A 19766-nucleotide genomic window follows, 5' to 3' on the forward strand; every position below is an offset into this window, starting at 1 on the left:
AATAAAATGATTGCAATGATTTCATTGTTGATATTTTTAGCATATTAAGGAGATTAGAAAAGATGAAAAAAGTAAAAAGTAAGACAAGCGCAACAAAGTGCAATGATGAAAAGACTATAACGACCATAACGGTTTCTGTGACTTTGTTCTACAGCAAGTTGTTTGAGGGTAGCAGGAGAAAGATTAAAACCTGTTTTTCTCATTTGATTGAAATCTTCTTCTATTCGTTGGAAATTTTGAACCAATTGTGGTGTTTTGCGTGCCAGCGAAAGGAGAGCTTGTGCTCCTTCACTAAAGTCTTTTGCAACGCCTACGGGTCCTAAATTTTTACTAATCCATTCTTTGACAACGGGTTCAGAAGCTTTCCACATATTAAAAGTGGGGTCTAATGTGCGGGCAACGCCTTCCACAACAACCATCGTTTTTTGCAACAATAAAAGTTCAGGTCGCGTTTGCATGTCAAATAATTCAGTGACTTCAAACAATAAAGTGAGCAATTTAGCCATGGAAATGCTTTGTGCTGATTGTCCGTGAATTGGTTCGCCAATAGCGCGGTTGGCTTGCGCAAAGCTTTCAATATTATGGTGTGAAGGAACATAACCTGCTTCAAAATGGGCGCGTGCAACTCGATGGTAATCGCGGGTAATAAAGCCATAAAGGATTTCAGCAAGGAAATGCTTTTCTTTTTTGCCAAGCCTTCCTGTAATGCCTAGATCAACAGCAACAATACATCCTTTTTCATCTACAAATAAATTACCAGGATGCATATCGGCGTGAAAAAAACCATCACGCAGTGTATGACGAAGAAAAGATTGAATAAGCGTAATAGCAAGCGCCTTCAAATCAAATCCTGCTTCTTTGAGTTTGGAAGTTTCGGATATTCTTATACCATCAATCCATTCCATTGTAAGAACATTACGTCCTGTCCGTTCCCAGTCAATACGTGGAACCCGAAAGCCTGTATCATGTTGAATATTTTCAGCCATTTCAGATATAGCTGCTGCTTCTAGGCGTAAATCCATTTCAAGCCGTGTTGTTTGTGCTAAAGTATCCACCACACAAACAGGACGAAGCCTTCGAGAGGCAGGGATATAGCGCTCTTGCAAATGAGCAATGAGATAGAATCCTCTAAGATCTTTAGAAAAACGTGCTCTGATATTGGGACGAATAACTTTTACAGCACATTTTTTCTTATGGCCAGTTTCATCACTGTATTCAGCTGGATGAACTTGAGCAATAGAAGCGGCGGCAATGGGGGGATAAAAATTTACGAATAAATCATCAATAGAGCGACCAAGAGAACTTTCAATTTGAGCAATAGCGGCGGTGCAAGAAAATGTTTGGACGCGATCTTGTAGTTGTGACAAATCTTCCGCAATATCACGGCCGACAATATCAGGCCTTGTTGCAAGAAATTGACCAAGTTTTATGTAAGAGGGTCCAAGCTTATTAATGGCATATGAAATATTTTCAGATCGCTGTTTTTTTTTCGTTTTACGTCGTGCTAATGCACTCGCTATACGATGACATAGCGCTGGAAATCCTTGAAGATCATCATGAGGAAGAGCACTTAAAACACCTTCACGTGTTAAAACCCATCCTGCACGCATCAATTGAAAGTAAGGGGAAATTTGCACCATTTTTAAATTTTCCAACCTGAATGCAGCGCTGCAATCGCACCGGTGAGATTGCGGTACGATACCCGCGAAAACCCCGCATGCTTGATCATATGGGAAAAATCATCTTGCTTAGGAAATTTGCGGATAGATTCAACCAAATAACGATAAGCATCGCCATCATTTGCGATAAATTGACCCAGCTTAGGGATAGCATGGAAAGACCAAAGATCATAAATTTTATCGAGCCAAGGCATCTCGACATTTGAAAATTCTAAACATAAGAAACGTCCACCGGGCTTTAAAACACGAAAAGCTTCTCTAAGAGCTTGATCAATATGAGGAACATTGCGAATTCCAAAAGCAATCGTGTAAGCGTCAAAGCTTCGATCTTCAAAAGGTAGATTTTCTGCATTGGCTTCAACAAAATCAATCAGAGGGGCAAGACCATTTTTTTGTGCGCGTTTTTTGCCAACGCTGAGCATTGAGCCATTAATATCAAGCACCGTAGCATGGGCTTTTTGGCGTGAAGCATTAAGAATACGAAAAGCAATATCACCTGTACCGCCAGCGACATCAAGAACTTTCCAATGAGAAAGTGCTGGTGGGGAAAGCCAAGCAATCATGGAATTTTTCCACACACGGTGTAGCCCTAAGGATAAGATATCATTCATCTTGTCATAATTTTCAGCAACAGAATGAAACACACCATCCACCATGAATTGTTTTTGTGTTTCATCTACTCTTGTAAAACCAAAAGAGTGCTCCATGCCACCCTTGGTTCCTACACGTTTTGTTTCAATTGCCATGTATATGATCTTCCTTATTTTTCTTTTATCGTAAAGAAATAGAGAGGGAATGTTCAACTACGAAAAAACAACGTATAAAACTACGACGTTTACACAGCCAAAAACAGAAGAGTACCTTTAGATATCAAGATTGGCAACGCTTAAGGCATTGTCTTGAATAAAAATACGTCTAGGTTCAACTTCATCACCCATGAGACGAGAAAAGAGTGAATCTGCATCGGTTGCATCATTAATTTTTACTTGTAAAAGAGAACGTGCATTGGGATCAAGCGTTGTTTCCCAAAGTTGTTCAGCATTCATTTCCCCAAGACCTTTATAACGTTGAAGAGTAACACCTTTTTTACCGTTTGTAAAAATGCTCTCTAAAAGGCTCATAGGACCAAAAATACGCTCTGTTTTATCTTTGCGACGTAAAAGAACAGGAGGATGATATATGTCGATAAAATTTTGGGAAATGCGATCAATTTGGCGTGCATCAGTTGAATTTATAAGTCCCACATCAAGCGTAACAACATCTTTAACACCACGCAAAATACGCTCAAAACATAAACTTCCATCTGCTGTATATTGTCCACTCCAACCTTGTTCCATATCATCAGCAATCAGATTAAGGCGGTGTGCTGTAGTATCTGCTATTTTTTGCGCTTTTTCTTGTGTTGCAAAGACTTCAAGATTAAAAGCGCCAGCAATTGCTGCTTGTTCAACAATATTACGGTCATAACGGGTATGAAGACCATTTAAAAGTTGACGTAATATACGAGCATCTTTAGCGAGTTGATACAAATCAGCCCCTGCACGAACTTCTCCCGTTGAAAGCTCAAGCGTTGTTTCTTCTAATCCAGTATCGATCAAGAATTCTTCAAACGCTGCTTCATTTTTAATATATTGGGAAGATTTTCCACGCGACACTTTATAAAGAGGAGGCTGAGCAATATAAAGATGTCCACGTTCAATCAACTCGGGCATTTGTCTAAAAAAGAAAGTGAGCAGCAGAGTACGAATATGGGCTCCATCAACGTCCGCATCTGTCATGATAATAATCTTATGATAACGTAATTTATCCGGTGAAAATTCATCTTTACCGATAGACGTTCCAAGAGCTGTAATAAGTGTTCCAATCATATCAGATGAGAGCATGCGGTCGAAACGTGCTCGTTCAACATTGAGGATTTTTCCACGAAGGGGTAAAATTGCTTGATTTTGACGTGAGCGCCCACTTTTTGCTGAACCGCCAGCCGAATCCCCCTCGACAATAAAGATTTCTGATTTTGCGGGATCTCGTTCTTGGCAATCGGCAAGCTTTCCTGGTAGAGAAGTGATATCAAGCGCCCCTTTTCGTCTTGTGAGTTCACGTGCTTTGCGTGCTGCTTCACGTGCTGTTGCAGCTTCTACCACTTTACTAATGAGAAGTTTTGCTTCATGAGGATGTTCTTCCAGCCATATTGAAAGACCTTCATTGACCAAACTTTCAACAATAGGGCGCACTTCAGAAGAGACTAACTTATCCTTTGTTTGTGAAGAAAATTTTGGATCAGGAACTTTGACAGAAAGAATAGCTGTTAATCCTTCACGGCAGTCATCACCGGTTAAGTTCACTTTTTCTTTTTTAGCAATACCTGAAGATTCAGCATAGCCATTAATTTGGCGTGTAAGGGCACTTCTAAAACCTATCAAATGCGTTCCACCGTCACGCTGAGGGATATTATTGGTAAAACACAAGACCTTCTCATGATAGGAATCATTCCACCACAGGGCAACATCAACGCTCATACCATCCTTTTCACTTGCAATATAAATAGGAGTATCAAGCAGAGCTTTTTTTGATTGGTCAATATATTTCACAAACTCTATTAATCCACCTTCATAATGCAATTCAACGGATTTAATATCAGCATGACGCTCGTCAACAAGAAGAATATAAACCCCAGAATTTAGAAAGGCTAATTCCCGTAAGCGGCGCTCCAAAATTTCAAAATCAAACTCAACCATAGTAAAGGTTTCAGAGCTTGGTAAAAATCTAATTTCTGTTCCACTTTCTTGATCGCAATCGCCAACAACTTTTAATGGAGCATCAGCTACCCCATGGGTAAATGATATTTCATGAATTTTACCATTGCGTTTGATTTGCAATTTAAGCCAAACGGATAATGCATTCACAACAGAGACGCCAACACCGTGTAATCCGCCTGAAACTTTATAAGAATTTTGATCAAACTTTCCGCCGGCATGAAGCTGTGTCATAATAACTTCAGCTGCAGAAATACCTTCTGTTGGATGGATATCTGTCGGAATTCCACGTCCATTATCACGAACAGAACAAGAACCATCAGCATGGAGTGTGACGTTTACAAGAGTTGCATGACCGGCTAAAGCTTCATCGATAGCATTGTCTACAACTTCATAGACCATATGATGTAACCCCGATCCATCATCAGTATCACCGATATACATACCAGGACGTTTGCGTACAGCATCAAGACCTTTGAGAACTTTGATAGAAGCGGCATCATAGTTATTGCTTTGTGCTGGTGAGGTTATTTCATCACTCATAAGTTAGTCCATTCCTGTGTTCAATTTACAATATTTTATCCGCTTTTTTTAAAGCTCAATGTTCTGATCAGTTATTTATGGAATAACCACATTAAATATTTACCGTATATCAGATCTAGATTCAATATCTGTCGATATATAATGGAGAGAATGATAAAATGATAGTGTACTGTTATGCTGTAAAACACTAGGGCGGTGATATAAGGCGAATAAACACTTATGACTTATACAAAAAGCTGTTTCATAAACGATGCTATTTACTTTGTTTATTTTTGCATATACGTTCTGTTTCAGAATTAGTTATGCATTTTGTGTTACACTAATAAAGGTCTCACTTGTTTTATCCATAAATCAATTTTTCAATCCTAATTCTACCATATATTTAAAACAAAAGTTGCGAGCTCTCTAAGCAGTTCAAACTTTTGTATGTTAGATTGAGGCGAAAATATTATGTATATTGGTTTGTGTCATCTTTAAAATGTGAAAAAAGCTTCATTTGAGGAAAATATAAATGCGTAAATGTAAAAACATGTTTCCACGATCATCTTTATATTCAACTTTACAATTTAAAAAACGTCTTACGGTGATGTTTTTGAATAATGAGGGTAATGACGCATTATCTTACGCTTTTGTTTCTTGTATTCTGGTGAGGTTGCATCGCTCATTCAAAACAAAACGCCATTGTACTGTTTATTCACGCGCTTTTTTAAGGAGCATCTCTCAATGTTCCCAAACTCATTTTACAACGATATTTGAATAGTATAACGCAAAATACCCTGTGAATACTACAAGATTTATGTCCCCCATCTTTCCCATCGTGACAATAAAGTGCAAATCAGAATCATCATTTTATTTTTCAGCTCTTAAATGTTGGTGCAACCTTAATGTTGAGAAAACCCTCGGCATTTGAGGGGTGTTTTTACTCTTTTCTTCAATAGTATCTATATACTTCCCAGGTTGTGATACGCAAGGAAATGGTCTTAATATTTTAAGGTACGCGGGATATTTTGATAAAATAAAGTGTACCACTAAAGTATATACAGCTTATTTCTTATATTAAAAAATTAAATCGCTTTTCTCTAAAATTACTTTTTATATATTCATTTTGGAAAATTAACATCAGAAATCTAAGCATTTTCAATGGTTTCAAAAATAGCAAGAATTTTATTTATTAAACGCCAGATATTTTGGTGAAGTGCGTTAGATAATAGTTAAGAAGTGTTGTATCTTAGTTTTGAAAAATGGGGGAGAGATTTTGAAAATAAAAAAATCTATATATGTGAAACATCTTCAATTGCGTTTACAGTACTTTTTATTCAATAATCCATACAATATTTTTATTCGTATTTTATTTGTAGCAGGGGGGGTTCTATTTTCCTCTTACGCAGAAGCTGAAAGGCTGCCTTCTTTTTTTGATTCGCATGAACATTTGGTACAACCTGATACAACGGATATCTTTCGTTTGCGTTTTGTAACAAGTTTTGATTTTCCTCCTTTTAATTTTATTGATCAATCGGGGTATCTTGCAGGTTATAATATCGATTTATTGCGCGCTATTTGCTCAAAATTAAAATTAGAGAAGCTTTGTGAAATAGAAGTGATTCCTTGGAAAGAGCTTGTAGAACATGTTAAAAATGGTGGTGCAGAAGTCATTATTGCGGGTTTAAAAGAAACAAGTAAAACCCAGCAAGATCTTGTTTTTACAAAGTCATATTTGCGCTTTCCAGCGCGATTTGTTGCTTCTCGACGTTTAAATCTCGATGAGCCAATAAGTGATCAATTGATACATTTAACCAGTGGTGTTTTGTCTAAAAGTGTTCACGAAAAACTCTTTCAACATTATTTTCCTAAAGCCAAATGGCAAGGGTTTAAAAAGAGAGAAGAGCTCTATAAAGCATTACAAGAGCGTAAAATTGACCTTATTTTTGATGATGGATTTGCTTTATCATTATGGTTCAAAAAACAAAAATCTGTTGATTGCTGCCATTTTGTTGGGGGGGCATATATGGCGCCACAGTTATTGGGGCAAGGAATGCAGCTTGCTGTTGCAAAAAAGAATGAAAAATTGGTTGATATACTCAATTATGCGCTGAAATCTCTAGAAGAGGATGGTAAACTTACAGAACTTTATTTGCGTTATTTTCCAATAAGTTTTTATTGATGAGTAGTTTTTTAATTAAGGGCTGTTAATCTTTCTGCGCCTAGTCGATAGGAAATAGCTTCTGCGAGATGATAGCGTGAAAGAGTATCTGATCCGTCAAGATCAGCAATTGTGCGTGCAACTTTGAGAATGCGATGATAAGCGCGTGCAGAGAGGTGCATTTTTTCACTCACATCTCGTAAGAGTATGGTCGCACTTTTATCAGGAATGGCAATCTGTTCTATAATTTTGGCAGGGCAATCGCCATTGGTACGAATATGATCAAACCCCATTGTTGAAAAACGTTTAGCTTGAATGGTACGGCACCGTGCGACGCGTTTGGCAACGTCACAGCTTTTTTCTGATTGTTCTGGTTGCATAAGGTCCATAGCCGTCAAAGCAGGGACATCAATCCGTAAATCAATTCGGTCAAGCAGAGGACCAGAAATACGGGACTGATAATCGATTTGACAGCGTATCCCTTTAGGGCAAACATGGTCTTTTTCGCCTGCCATACCACAACGGCAAGGATTCATTGCGGCAATAAGTTGGAAGCGAGCAGGATAGCTAATATGGTGATTAGCGCGGGCGATAACTGACACCCCACTTTCTAAAGGTTGACGAAGAGAATCAAGAACCTGTGGAGAAAATTCAGGCAATTCATCAAGGAATAACACACCATTATGAGCAAGGGAGACCTCTCCTGGTCGTCCTTTAAGCCCTCCACCAATCATTGCGGCCATGGAAGCAGAATGATGTGGGGAACGAAAGGGGCAATGAAGTGAAATGGTATTATGAACCGTTTCTCCTGTAATAGAAGCAATCAGAGAGACATCTAAAAGCTCACGGCTATCAAGAGGTGGCAAAATGGAAGGTAAGCGTTGCGCTAGCATAGATTTTCCAGCACCAGGGGGACCTACAAACAAAAGGTTATGGCGTCCAGCAGCACAAACTTCTAAGGCACGTTTGGCTGTTTTTTGTCCTTTGATTTCGCAAAGATCTGGAAGTCCAGTTTCGATAGTATATTGGCGCGGTTGTGGACGTTTTTGAATTTGGGTTCCTTTGAAATGGTTGACTATAGTGAGCAGAGTTTCTGGGGCAAGAATATTTATTTCTGCATTTGCCCATGCTGCTTCAGGTCCACATTGGAAGGGACAAATCAGTCCTTTATCGAGTGATAAAGCTGTCATGGCAGCTGGTAAAACACCATTAACAGCGGTAAGTGAACCATCCAGTGATAATTCTCCTAAAATGATATAGTCTTGAGCTACTTCGGGAGGGAGGATTCCCATAGCAAGCATTAAGCCTACAGCGATTGGCAAATCATAATGCGATCCCTCTTTAGGCAAATCAGCTGGTGCAAGATTAATCGTAATTCGTTTAGTAGGCATAGAAAGTCCACAAGCGTGGAGGGCTGCTTGTACACGTTCACGGCTTTCTGCAACTGCCTTATCAGCTAATCCAACAATAGCCATTCCTATTTTACCAGACGAAATCATAACCTGTACATCGACAGGGACTGCTTCTAGACCGCGAAAAGCAACAGTTGTAATACGTGCGATCATTTATTTATTTTCCCCCTTTAGACTTGGTAGAGACAATCATATCTATTTATAAAAATCAAGAAGCATCTCTATAGCTTTTTTTATAGAGAGAACTATATACGTGGGCAGTTTTTTAGCATTCCCATGGAAAGTCATTTGTACAAATTTAACCATGATGATATGGGACGCAATAAAACATTTATAATAAGCTAAATAAATATGTTAAGAAAAAAAGAATGAGGCTGTTCGTGTTATACAACAGTGCAGAATTTTATGAAAATATAAGGGGAGGATGACGTTATGTATCGCAGAGTGTTATTTGATGTGATAAAACGTGTAAAATGTGCAAAATGTGCAAAGTAATTATATTTACCTTTCTTATTTTTATATTATTTAAAGCGTAGTAGATGCAAAGTGTATTATAAGGTATCTGATTTTATGGTATACCAGACAAGAATTTTATTAAAATCAGGGACTGTGCGCTGTGTATTTATAGGCTTGTGTTTTGCTTTTTCTTTTCCACAGCCACTTGCTGCATTTGATTTTTTCGGCATCCCTCTTTTTGGTCAAAAGAAAACAAATTCTTCTTCACATTATGCCAAAAGTACAGAGAAATTTTATAAAGTTGATGTTGTTGCACCGCCAGGTGCACCATTAGAAGGTATAGAAATAGTTAAATCTGTTTCTTCTCTTGTTGCTGATAAAGAGAAAGCATCCGCCAGTTCTTCTGGTTTGCTCGCCAAGGCGCGTTCAGATTATCGAGCAATTCTTTCTGCTCTTTATGCTGATGGACGCTATGGTGGTGTTATTAGTATTAAAATTAATGGCTTAGAAGTCGCTGATTTAAGTCCGGTAACTCAACTTCCAGCACGGTCCAATATTGTTATTACAATTAATGCTGGTCCACAATATGTTTTTAGTATTGCAAATATTGATAAAGTAGCTCCGTTTGAAAAACGTAAAGCGCATAAAATGCCCACAATTGAAGAATTGGGCTATAAAGTTGGGGCTATTGCTAAATCTGAAACCATTTTGAAAGCAGAAAAATGGGCGATAGAAGGATGGCGGCAACAAGGTTATGCTAAAGCTAAAATTATGAAGAGTGAGGTCGTGGCTGACCATGCTGCGTTGCGTGTTGAAGGACGGATTGTTGTTGCTCTTGGACAAAAGGCTTATTATGGTCCTTTAAGTGTGCGTAATATAAGTAAGAAACCACGTGTAGATTCAGCTTATATCGCGTGGATGACCGGATTGAAACCAGGGCAGATATACGATTCTGATGCGTTAGCTAAGGCAAATGAACGTCTTGCGCGCCTTGGTGTTTTTCGTGCTATCAATATACGTGAGGCTGATACTATTAATCTAGATGGTAGTTTACCGCTTGCACTTGTTGTACAAGAACGTAAACCACGTCGTTTTGGTGTAGGCGGTAGCTATTCAACTTTAGACGGTGCTGGTTTTGAGACTTATTGGATGCATAACAATCTTTTTGGTCATGCAGAGACTCTTAAAATTGAAACAAAAATAAGTGGTGTTGGTAGCAATAAAAAGCAATCATATAATTTTAAAAATTTTGATTATCTTTTTGGTGGCACATTTGTAAAGCCCGGTGTACTCACGCCAGATACAGATTTCAGGTCAGAATTAAAAATACAACAAGATGTTTTAGAAAATTATACGACAAAAGCCATCAAAGGAAAATTAGGTATTACGCATATTTTTAATGGTAATCTATCGGGACAGGCTGCTGTAGAAGTTTCAAATGGTTATTCACGTGATATCTATTTTGGGAGCCGTAATTTTACAACAATCGGTTTCCCTAGCGGTTTGATTTACGATAGTCGTAATAATAAGTTTAATGCAACAAAAGGTTTATATGGTGAAGTTTTCATTGAGCCTTTTTATGAGATGCGTTTTAGCAACTTTGTTGCAAAAGTAACAGCAGAAGGTCGTTCTTATTGGGCGTTGGATGAAGGGGATCGTTTTGTTGTTGCTGCGCGGGCAAAGCTTGGTACAATTCTTGGGAATGATACAGCACAAGTACCCGCAAATACGCTTTTTTTTGCTGGTGGTGGGGGCTCTGTTCGTGGTTATGCTTACCGTAATATTGGTATCAAAACAGAAAATGATGGGGTTGTTGGTGGACGGGCACTTATTGAAGGGTCAGCAGAATTGCGTGTTTCTTTAAATGATAAAATAGGGTTTGTCAGTTTTCTTGATGGAGGTTTAGTAGGGGGAAAGGCGAATTTTGATTTTTCTCAAAAAATTAAATGGGGAGCCGGTATAGGAGGTCGTTATATGACGGGTCTTGGTCCTTTACGCGTTGATTTAGCCTTTCCTTTAAAGAGAGAGAAGGGTGACCCTCGCATTGGTTTTTATGTGGGTATAGGGCAAGCATTTTAATGAAAAAAGGTGTACGTTTATCAGCTTTCTTCTTTGTATTTTTGTTTTTTTGGGTGGGTGGTTTTGTTTTTGCGCAAAGAGGAGACATTCTTCCCTCTAGCGAAATGAAAACAGATGATCGCTCATGGTTTGTTTCTTTAATTGAACGAAAGCTTTCAGCGCCTAATCGTCAAGTTCGTTTACACAATATGCAAGGGACACTGTCTTCTCAAACATCAATTGATACTATTACTGTCAGTGATAAAAAAGGGGTTTGGCTTAAAATTACCAATGCTAAAATGGATTGGAATCGTCTAGCGTTGCTGAGAGGGCGGATGGATATTAACCAGCTTTCGGCAGAACAGGTTACATTTTTACGCAAACCGCAAGGCAATTCTTCTTTTGTTTCTTCCCTTGAGACGGGTAAGTTCTCTTTACCAAAATTGCCGCTTGCTCTTTCTATCAATACGCTTACAGCTCAACATGTGACATTTGAACAGAATCTTTTTGGTTTTTCTGCTGATATGTCCTTAAAAGGCAATTTCACCTTGGCTGGTGGTAATTTTGATGTCGATATAGCGGCGCATCGTTTAGATGCACCGGGTTCTTTTTCTGTTCTCACCAAGATATCTGATAGTAATCGTACAGCTCAAATTGATATTTCTGCTAACGAACCACAAAATGGTATTTTGGCGAATATTTTTAACATTGAACAACGTCCAGCATTAAGTCTCGTCGTGAAAGGTGATGGTACTTTTGATGATTTGGTTATCAAACTTTCTTTAGAGTCCGATCATCATTCTATTTTAGATGGTAATGTTATTCTTGCAAGTGTTCCAGAAGGACAGAGTTTTTCTACGAAATTAGAGGGAACACTGAGCCCTTTAATACCTGTTCAATATCGTAGTCTCTTCGAATCTGATATAACATTAAAAGCAAAGGCAAGAAGAACAAAAGAAGGTGTGACACACCTTGATCAGATGGTTATTCAGAACAAAGCAATGAATGTTATAGCCAATGCTGAAATAACCGCCGATGGATTTTTGCGACGGCTTTTTGTTGATGGCAAAATGGCTCTTGATAACGAAAAGGAGTCTGTTCATTTACCTATATCAGAAGTGCCAAAACCTGCGAATACTCTTGCTTTGAACATTGACTATGGTCGCGAAGGTCAACAATCTTGGAATGGGCGGTTGGTTGTAAATCATTTAAGCAATAAAAATATTTATATTCGCGATGCAATTTTTGATATGGGAGGAGTAAGCGAAAATCTTGATAATGCAGCTTCTCGTCATGTTGGTGTTCAGGTTAAAGGGACGCTTCAAGGGGTTAAAAAGATTAAGGGAGCATTAGTAGAAAATTTAAGCCAAGCGGTTCATGTGCATTTAGATACGGATATTGTTTCGAACAAACCAATTTTGATTCATGATCTGAGTGTTACGGCTCAGGGTTTTTCTTCTTGGTTAAAAGGGACAATGGAGAATTTTGTTTTTAAAGGCGATCTCGGTTTAAAAGCTCAAACATTAACTCCTTTGGAAGTGTTCAGTAAACAATCACTTTCTGGTAGTGCAGATATTAAAGCCAAAGGAACGATCAGTTTATTGAGTGGCATTTTTGATCTCCAATTATCAGGAATGGCTGACGATATGAAAATAGGCATGCAGTCTTTTGATCGTTTATTCAAAGGAAATACTACTCTTTCAGGTGGTGCTGCTCGAAATAGAATGGGCTTCACTTTACGTCATTTTAATTTGAAAAATCAATATACAAATATAGAGGCTAATGGTTATTTTTCAGATGAAAGCGCTAAAATGGATCTATCTGCTCAAATATCTGATTTGTCCAAATTAGACTCAAGGATAAGCGGTGCACTTACAATTCAAAGTACGGCGAGAGGGCGCAATAGCCATATAAAACTAAATACACGTGCCCATATTTCTGAAGCATTAATTGTAGGGAAGAAACTTCAAAACACAACATTTAACATAGATGCATTTGTAGATAATACAGCACCAGTTACTTCTTTAGCAGGGGTGGTAAAGGGTGAAGGAATTTTTGCTAAGAAACCTTTGCATTTATCGGCCTCTTTTGAAGATTCTCATAAAATTCGAAAACTTGAAAATATCGATATTAGAGGGGGAAGTGCAAAAATAACGGGTGATCTTTCTCAACAACTTGGCGGTTTTTTGAAAGGAGCACTGCATATTGATGCCGATGATATTTCCGTACTTTCAGCGTTATTTTTGCAGGATGGTAATGGAAAAGTAAAAGGAGATTTTATTTTTGATGAACAAAATGGCAGACAAAAAACCAATGTGAAGGCGCATGTTAACCATTTGAATTTTTCCAAGAATAAAATAAAAAAATTGGCAATAGATGTTGACATATTCGATCCTTTTGGCATGACTCAGTTTGAAGGAGTTATCAATGCAGAACATATTCAAACACCTTTGGTAATGGTCAATCGTTTAAATGCTCACGCTGATAGGAATAATGGACAAACGGTTTTTACTGTCCAGGCGATGTTGCATGATACTCTCAATGCACGGCTTTCTGGTCGTTTAATGGTTGAGGAACTTCCAGAAAGTATAAAACGAGAAGTGCAAATTGAAGCTGTAGACTTAAAACAACATACTTTTCATGCAACATTGCCGAAGCCATCTATAATTTCTTTTGATAAAGATGGAATGACAATCAATGAATTAGGAATTGCAATAAATGGGGGCAACATCATCTTAGCAGGAAATATTCAAGATACCCTGAATTTACAACTTACAATGAATGCCCTTCCTGCTACTTTAGTCAATTTGTGGAAATCCGATCTTGGAGCAGCAGGGAGTGTAACAGGGCAGGTTATGATTCGTGGTCATTTAAAAAAACCTGATATAACTTACGATATAAAAGGTGAGGGACTGACAACCGTTGCTTTTCAAGATAAAAAAATTATGCCTTTTTCTTTTTCTGCTACGGGAAACACTGTAGATCAAAATCTTACTTTGAATGCAAATTTCAAAGGAGAAGGAGTACAAGCACAAGCTCAGGGGCGTGTATCTCTAGAGAAAAATGCGCTTGATCTTCATATTAATTTGCAAAATTTATCTGCACGTTTGGCGAATGGTTTTATTGCAGGACAAGCGCTTGATGGGACAGTAATAGGTAAAGTTGATATTGATGGAACAATGAAGGATCCATCTGCTCATTTTGAGCTTTCTAGTCAAAATTTAACCGCTATGACGCATAAAGGACCGATGTCAATCAATATAAATGCTCGTGGTTCTTATAAAAAATCGACATTTCATATTGAAAATATGATAGCTACTGGAGATAAAGGATTAGATCTTTCCATCGATGGGCCTGTATCTCTTAATGGTTCAGAGGCAAAATTAAACGTTAAAGGGATAATGCCTCTTGATTTTGTTAATCTCTTATTAGCTAAGCGTGGTGCACATATAACGGGTACAGCAAGAATTGATACAGCTCTTAATGGGTCATTATCAAAGCCACAATTGATAGGAAATATTTCTATAGGCGACGGTAGCTTTTTTGATTCACAAACAAATGTAGGATTGAATAATATAACGATTGAAGGCAAATTGAAAGGTGATCATATCCTTATAGAAAAAGCTTCAGCTTCTTCGTTTGAGGGGGGAGGAATTTCTGCTTCAGGTCGTATCTCTAATGGTCTAGAGACAGATTTGATATTTCATCTTGATAATGCCAATTATAATGATGGTTCTATGATTCTGGCAACATTATCAGGTGAGATGACAATGACAGGTCATTTTTTAAATAGTCTTGTTCTTGGTGGTGATATCATCGTTGAAAAAGCTGAAGTTTTTGTTCCTGATCATTTTAAAAGTGCCAAGTTTCTTGATGTTAGAAATAAGAATTTAACTAAATCGATTCAAACAACACTTGAACGTGCTGATGTTAAGAACACGAACAAAAGCAAAAGCCGTATAGTTACACAAGAATCTTCATCTGTCGTGCTATCAAATATGCGTATTACAGCACGCAATCAATTTTTTGTACGCGGAAAAGGCTTAGATGCTGAACTGGGAGGACGCATTAATCTAGCAGGTCCATTGAATGATGTGCATCCAGTTGGTGAATTTAGAATGATTCGTGGACGTTTTGATATTCTGTCGCAACGTCTTAATTTTGATCAAGGACAAGCGAGTTTTAGTGGTAATCTTAATCCTACGGTTTATTTTGTAACCAACAATAACAGTGGTGATATTCGCGTCACTGTAACTGTAAGTGGGACGGTTGATAATCTTGATATTAATTTTTCATCACAACCAAATTTGCCTCAGGATGAGATTTTGGCGCGTTTGATTTTTAATCGCTCTCTTAGTGAATTATCACCATTTCAGATTGCTCAACTTGCAGCAGCAGCGGCTGATCTTGCAGGTAGTTCTAATACATCTTTGTTGAATACTTTACGAACTAAAATTGGACTTGATGATCTTGATGTTATCGTTAATGAGAAGGGGAATACAGGCTTACGTATTGGACGCTACATACACAATAATATTTATTTGGGCTTTGAAGCAGGGTCTGATGGAACGACGAAAGGGACAATTAATTTAGATATTTCGCGTCATCTCAAAGCTAAAGGTGCCATAGGAAATGAACAAAATTCTAGTATAGGTCTCTTTTATGAAAGAGATTATTAAAGATTGAATTTAAAAAAACAATTTCTTCGTTTTTTGTCTCTCATTTCTAAATCTGAGGAAGAAGAGATAGACTAGAAATCCTATAAAAGAAGAACCTTTTTGTTGAGGCGTGAAGAGATATATCTGAAATATTCGATTTTTTGTTCATGCTATTCTCTAAAGGGACAAAATCTTCACGAAAGATAGTATGTTATTTTGCTGCTATATATTTATTTTAGAGAAATACCTTACCTTGTTTTCAAGCCCATATCGTGCTGTTGCCTAAAGAGTGGAGTGTGTACAATATATTGATTTATAAAGATAATTTATTGTTATTCAACTTGAATTAGAACTTTGAATATTATATGATTCTTTCATTACTAATCTCTCTCATGTTGAATCAATCAAAACCATTCGGCTTGCATGCCTACAAGCGGAGAATCCTGTGCGGATAAAACTATTAAGAAATGACTAAAAATGCCTCTTATGAATCATCTCGAGAACTAAGAGCTGTCGCAACATTAGGGACTGGCAGAATAGTGTGAATAGTGCCGGCTTGTTACTCCATAAGCGTAAAGATAGGGCAGCTTAATGGATTTATCATTATACAATTCACGGACGTTATCGCGAAATGGGTTTGGGGAAGACTTTGAGAGAGGTTTCTTTAAAACAAGCACGTGAATTTGCAACACAATGGCATTCTGTTTTTATGTGAAGGACATGATTCCATTAAAGAACGTGATAAACAAAAGCGTTAAGCGGAGAATTCATAAGATATCGATTTTATTGTCAAACGCATTTAAAGCAATATTTTTTAATAATAAAAATTACCTATTATTTTAGATTTTTGTTTATTGTGTCTTGAATGAGATCACTTTTCTTATAACGAATAGCTCCGCGAACAGAATACTCCAAAATATAACATTATTGTATTGCAAGTTTATGTGCTTGTTTTAAAGCAACATTTCTCAGTGTGCGCTTGAGTCTATTTCATAAGATTGCTTGTGAAATGGTATAAAGTACCTCTTATGAATGGTATAAAATCCACACTACCTTTATTAATAACGGTATAAGTATTTACTAAAGCTATAAGCCGGCATTATCATTCTATTTTCCAGCTTCTCATGTTGCTGACAATCTTTTCACTTGAAAGTGTAGAGGTATTTTTATTGCTTATCTTAAGAGTTTTTATGCATATACCAATATCTCTTATGACGTACAACAAGCGCTTTTGATTGATTCATCATAAATATAAAGAAAATTTGCAATAAGCAAATTACATCTTATCTTTTGTTTAAGATGTAAAATAACAAATTATGATTATAAATCAAAGTATTAAAATGTATATTAAAAGATATTTTTGTAAAAATATTTATCAGAGTTATATGTCGTATTTTTCTATTTTAGCGGTTAAAAGAAAGAGGAATGTCATTTTGCTTTTCATCTGTTTTTTTGCATATTGAAATTATAGCCTTATATAAGCACTAACGTTGTGCATTTATAAACTCTTCAAGCAGTTAAGGTATTGGAGGAATATCATTTTAGTTTCTAAATGTAGAAAAAACAGCAAAGCTTGCTTTAAAGCAAGCTACAACAGTAAAAAAGTTTTATAATAAAACCTCTCTTATTTTTTCAATGTTTTTCTTTTAAACGGAGTGTATCTATAATTTGCAACACAATTTATAATCATTAGCTTATTCTGTTGTAGCATAAAAGACCGACATTTGAGGTGTGGTGATATAAGGTATATAAGCCCTTTTGACACAGTATTCTGAAGGCACGTGGTGAATATTTAGGGTAAGCCTTGTATAAGTGAATCACATAAGTTGTTATCAAGTGGAATGAGCTCAATAAAAATCTAGAGTGTTTACAGATCAGATTGGGTAGAGTCTTTGTCCTTTAAAAGTTGTGTGGAGAAAAAGATTATCAGTGCAGGGATAAACACGGATAAAGGTTGTATTGATCCAGATTCATTATCATCTGCGATAATTTTTTTCAAACCTTGATGCTCTCTTTTTCAGGATTCACAACACTTATGAATGTTTCAACACTTATTTGAGGAAGGGAAGGGGTTTTTGAAATTTCATGGTTAAAGTCAATTGCATTCAACAAAATAGCGAGTAAAGTTTTCATTTAAATCCAAGAAGTTTATTTTCAATAAACCATAAATTCTTCGCAAACTTTGATTAAAGTAATGCTTTTTCTTGGTAACAAGTCTTTTTTATAAATGGAGCATTACCTTCTATCCATTTTTTATTTTAAATTTTATTTAAGGATCTAGAAATTAGGAGGTATGTTTTTTGAACTGGATATTATGAAGTTTTTTATAAAACCCATGTTTTTTTGCTAGCAATTCTTTTTGAGTACCTTGTTCAATTAGTTTTCCATTTTGTATGACCACAATTTTATGAGCACGAGCAATCGTTGAAAGGCGATGAGCAATAATGATCGTTGTGCGTCCTTTAGTAAGGTGATGAATAGCTTCATTAATTTGTGCTTCGGTGTGTGAATCGAGCGCACTCGTTGCTTCATCAAGAATCAGAATTTCACTATCGTGAATCATTGCTCTAGCGATAGCGAGTCGTTGTTTTTGCCCCCCTGAAAGATTACAGCCATTATCACCTATCTGTGTATCATAACCATTTGGCAAACTCATAATAAAGTCATGAGCATTTGCTGCTTTTGCTGCTTCGATAATTTCGTCATCACTAGCTCCTTCTTTTCCAAGTCCGATATTATATTTAACAGTTCCTTGAAAGAGAAAAGTATCCTGTCCTACATAGGCCATCAGGTTTCTCAGAGAGCGAAATGTTGTGTAGCGAATGTCTTGATCATTAATCAATATGCGTCCTTTTGTGGGGTCATAGAGGCGCATAATAAGGTTGATAAGAGTTGATTTTCCCGAACCGGATGGTCCCACCAATGCTGTCATTTTTCCGGCTTCTATTTCTAGGTTGATGTCTTTCAATATCATTTTGTTATTAGTGTATGCAAAAGAAACATGTTCGAAACGAATAGTTCCTTGCGTTTTATTCAGATCTTTAGCTTCTTTATGTTCTACAACTGTAAGGGGACAATCGAGTATTTCAAACATCGTACGGATATTAACCAAGCCAGATTCAATTTTAACACGTACATTTGCTAGTCTTTTTGCGGGTTCATAAGCTAAAAGTAAAGCAACAATAAAGGACATAAATTCACCTTGAACACCTGCGCGTTGGGTTGCAAGATAACCGGAAAAACAAATAATACCCGCAATGGCAACACCCGTGAGTGTTTCCATAATTGGATTGGTAATAGCTTCGAGTGTTGCAATACTGTTTGTTTGTTTTTCAACATCACAAATGGCTTTGTCCATCTGTTTTTTCATGACTTCTTCTAGTGAAAAGGCCTTGATGATTCGAATACCAACAGCCGTTTCCTGTACGATTTTGATAATTTCACCAAGTGAAAGGAGCTCTTTTTCCATCAAGCTGCGAACGCGTTTTAAAGCCATTCGAACGCCTAAAAAAGCTAGTGGTCCTACGATTAAAGTAATGGAGATTAACACAAAGTTTTGAATGAACATGACAAGCAACAGACCACTAACGGAAAGCAAATCACGTACAAAAGTTGTGATAATAGTATCAATTATATTACGTACGGCTGTCGCATTATGAGTTACACGAACAAGAAGATCAGATGAAGTGTTATTATGATAAAAAGAGACTCCTTGTTCCATAAGTCGTGCAAAAATTTTACGCTGTTGTTCAGCAATGATACTATTGCCTGCTTTGTTTAGAAAGTAAGTTTGGAAAAAAGTTGCAACTCCTTTGAGAATAAAGATAAAAGCAATGAAGCTAGAAATCAAAACAATCATAGGAAAATTTTGTGCATCAATAATCTGATTAACAACATCCCGCATAATCCATGCACTGGTTGCTGTGGTACAAGAAATGATGATCATTGAGAAGATAGCCGCACTATACCAACGCATATGTTTACGAAAATTTTCTCGCAAAAGGCGGATAATAAGATGTTTGTCAAAAGAGGAAATTTGTTTTTTAGCCATGAAGAGCTTCTATATT

9 protein-coding genes and 1 pseudogene are annotated in these 19766 nt (G+C 37.0%); 4 read left to right on the forward strand and 6 right to left on the reverse strand.

Annotated elements, in window-relative coordinates:
• Positions 1 to 53: 53 nt before the first annotated feature.
• The 3 genes from ubiB to gyrB all read right to left on the reverse strand — a co-directional run bounded on the left by ubiB (position 54) and on the right by gyrB (position 4975).
• A complete protein-coding gene (ubiB, locus tag ACFIMX_RS00515; protein WP_375608982.1) occupies positions 54 to 1640 on the reverse strand; it encodes a 2-polyprenylphenol 6-hydroxylase in 1587 nt (528 codons plus the stop codon).
• Positions 1641 to 1642: 2 nt separating this feature from the next.
• Positions 1643 to 2425, reverse strand: coding sequence for a bifunctional demethylmenaquinone methyltransferase/2-methoxy-6-polyprenyl-1,4-benzoquinol methylase UbiE (gene ubiE, locus ACFIMX_RS00520; RefSeq protein WP_375693889.1), 783 nt, complete (start codon positions 2423 to 2425; stop codon positions 1643 to 1645).
• A 117-nt stretch (positions 2426 to 2542) separates the two neighbouring features.
• The gene (gyrB, locus tag ACFIMX_RS00525) at positions 2543 to 4975 is read right to left on the reverse strand and encodes a DNA topoisomerase (ATP-hydrolyzing) subunit B (protein ID WP_375617480.1); all 2433 of its coding nucleotides are present in this window, start codon (positions 4973 to 4975) and stop codon (positions 2543 to 2545) included.
• A 1255-nt stretch (positions 4976 to 6230) separates the two neighbouring features.
• Here gyrB and ACFIMX_RS00530 point away from each other — a divergent pair.
• The gene (locus ACFIMX_RS00530) at positions 6231 to 7136 is read left to right on the forward strand and encodes a transporter substrate-binding domain-containing protein (RefSeq protein ID WP_375617481.1); all 906 of its coding nucleotides are present in this window, start codon (positions 6231 to 6233) and stop codon (positions 7134 to 7136) included.
• 11 nt (positions 7137 to 7147) lie between these two features.
• On the opposite strand, the gene ACFIMX_RS00535 is transcribed toward ACFIMX_RS00530, so the two are convergent.
• Positions 7148 to 8680: a YifB family Mg chelatase-like AAA ATPase gene (locus ACFIMX_RS00535; protein WP_375617482.1), complete on the reverse strand. Its 1533-nt coding sequence runs from the start codon at positions 8678 to 8680 to the stop codon at positions 7148 to 7150.
• A 417-nt stretch (positions 8681 to 9097) separates the two neighbouring features.
• Here ACFIMX_RS00535 and ACFIMX_RS00540 point away from each other — a divergent pair, with 417 nt between their 5' ends.
• From ACFIMX_RS00540 to ACFIMX_RS00550, 3 genes and pseudogenes are all read left to right on the forward strand, one after another.
• Positions 9098 to 11062, forward strand: a complete 1965-nt coding sequence (locus ACFIMX_RS00540; RefSeq protein WP_375639494.1) for an autotransporter assembly complex family protein — start codon at positions 9098 to 9100, stop codon at positions 11060 to 11062.
• Positions 11062 to 15720, forward strand: a complete 4659-nt coding sequence (locus ACFIMX_RS00545; protein WP_375639496.1) for a translocation/assembly module TamB domain-containing protein — start codon at positions 11062 to 11064, stop codon at positions 15718 to 15720. Before ACFIMX_RS00540 ends, ACFIMX_RS00545 begins: the two co-directional genes overlap by 1 nt.
• A 456-nt stretch (positions 15721 to 16176) precedes the next feature.
• Positions 16177 to 16454: pseudogene (locus ACFIMX_RS00550) on the forward strand (Arm DNA-binding domain-containing protein); the annotation flags it as partial.
• A 1240-nt stretch (positions 16455 to 17694) separates the two neighbouring features.
• Here ACFIMX_RS00550 and ACFIMX_RS00555 read toward each other — a convergent pair.
• Together ACFIMX_RS00555 and ACFIMX_RS00560 are read right to left on the reverse strand one after the other, a co-directional pair.
• Positions 17695 to 17832, reverse strand: a complete 138-nt coding sequence (locus ACFIMX_RS00555) for a hypothetical protein (RefSeq protein ID WP_375639497.1) — start codon at positions 17830 to 17832, stop codon at positions 17695 to 17697.
• A gap of 151 nt (positions 17833 to 17983) precedes the next feature.
• On the reverse strand, positions 17984 to 19750 hold the full coding sequence (locus ACFIMX_RS00560) for an ABC transporter ATP-binding protein (RefSeq protein WP_375693890.1): 1767 nt from the start codon (positions 19748 to 19750) through the stop codon (positions 17984 to 17986).
• Between the last annotated feature and the right edge of the window lie 16 nt (positions 19751 to 19766).

Origin of the sequence: Bartonella sp. AD24XZML (assembly GCF_042196485.1) — a bacterium.
Classification (GTDB): domain Bacteria; phylum Pseudomonadota; class Alphaproteobacteria; order Rhizobiales; family Rhizobiaceae; genus Bartonella.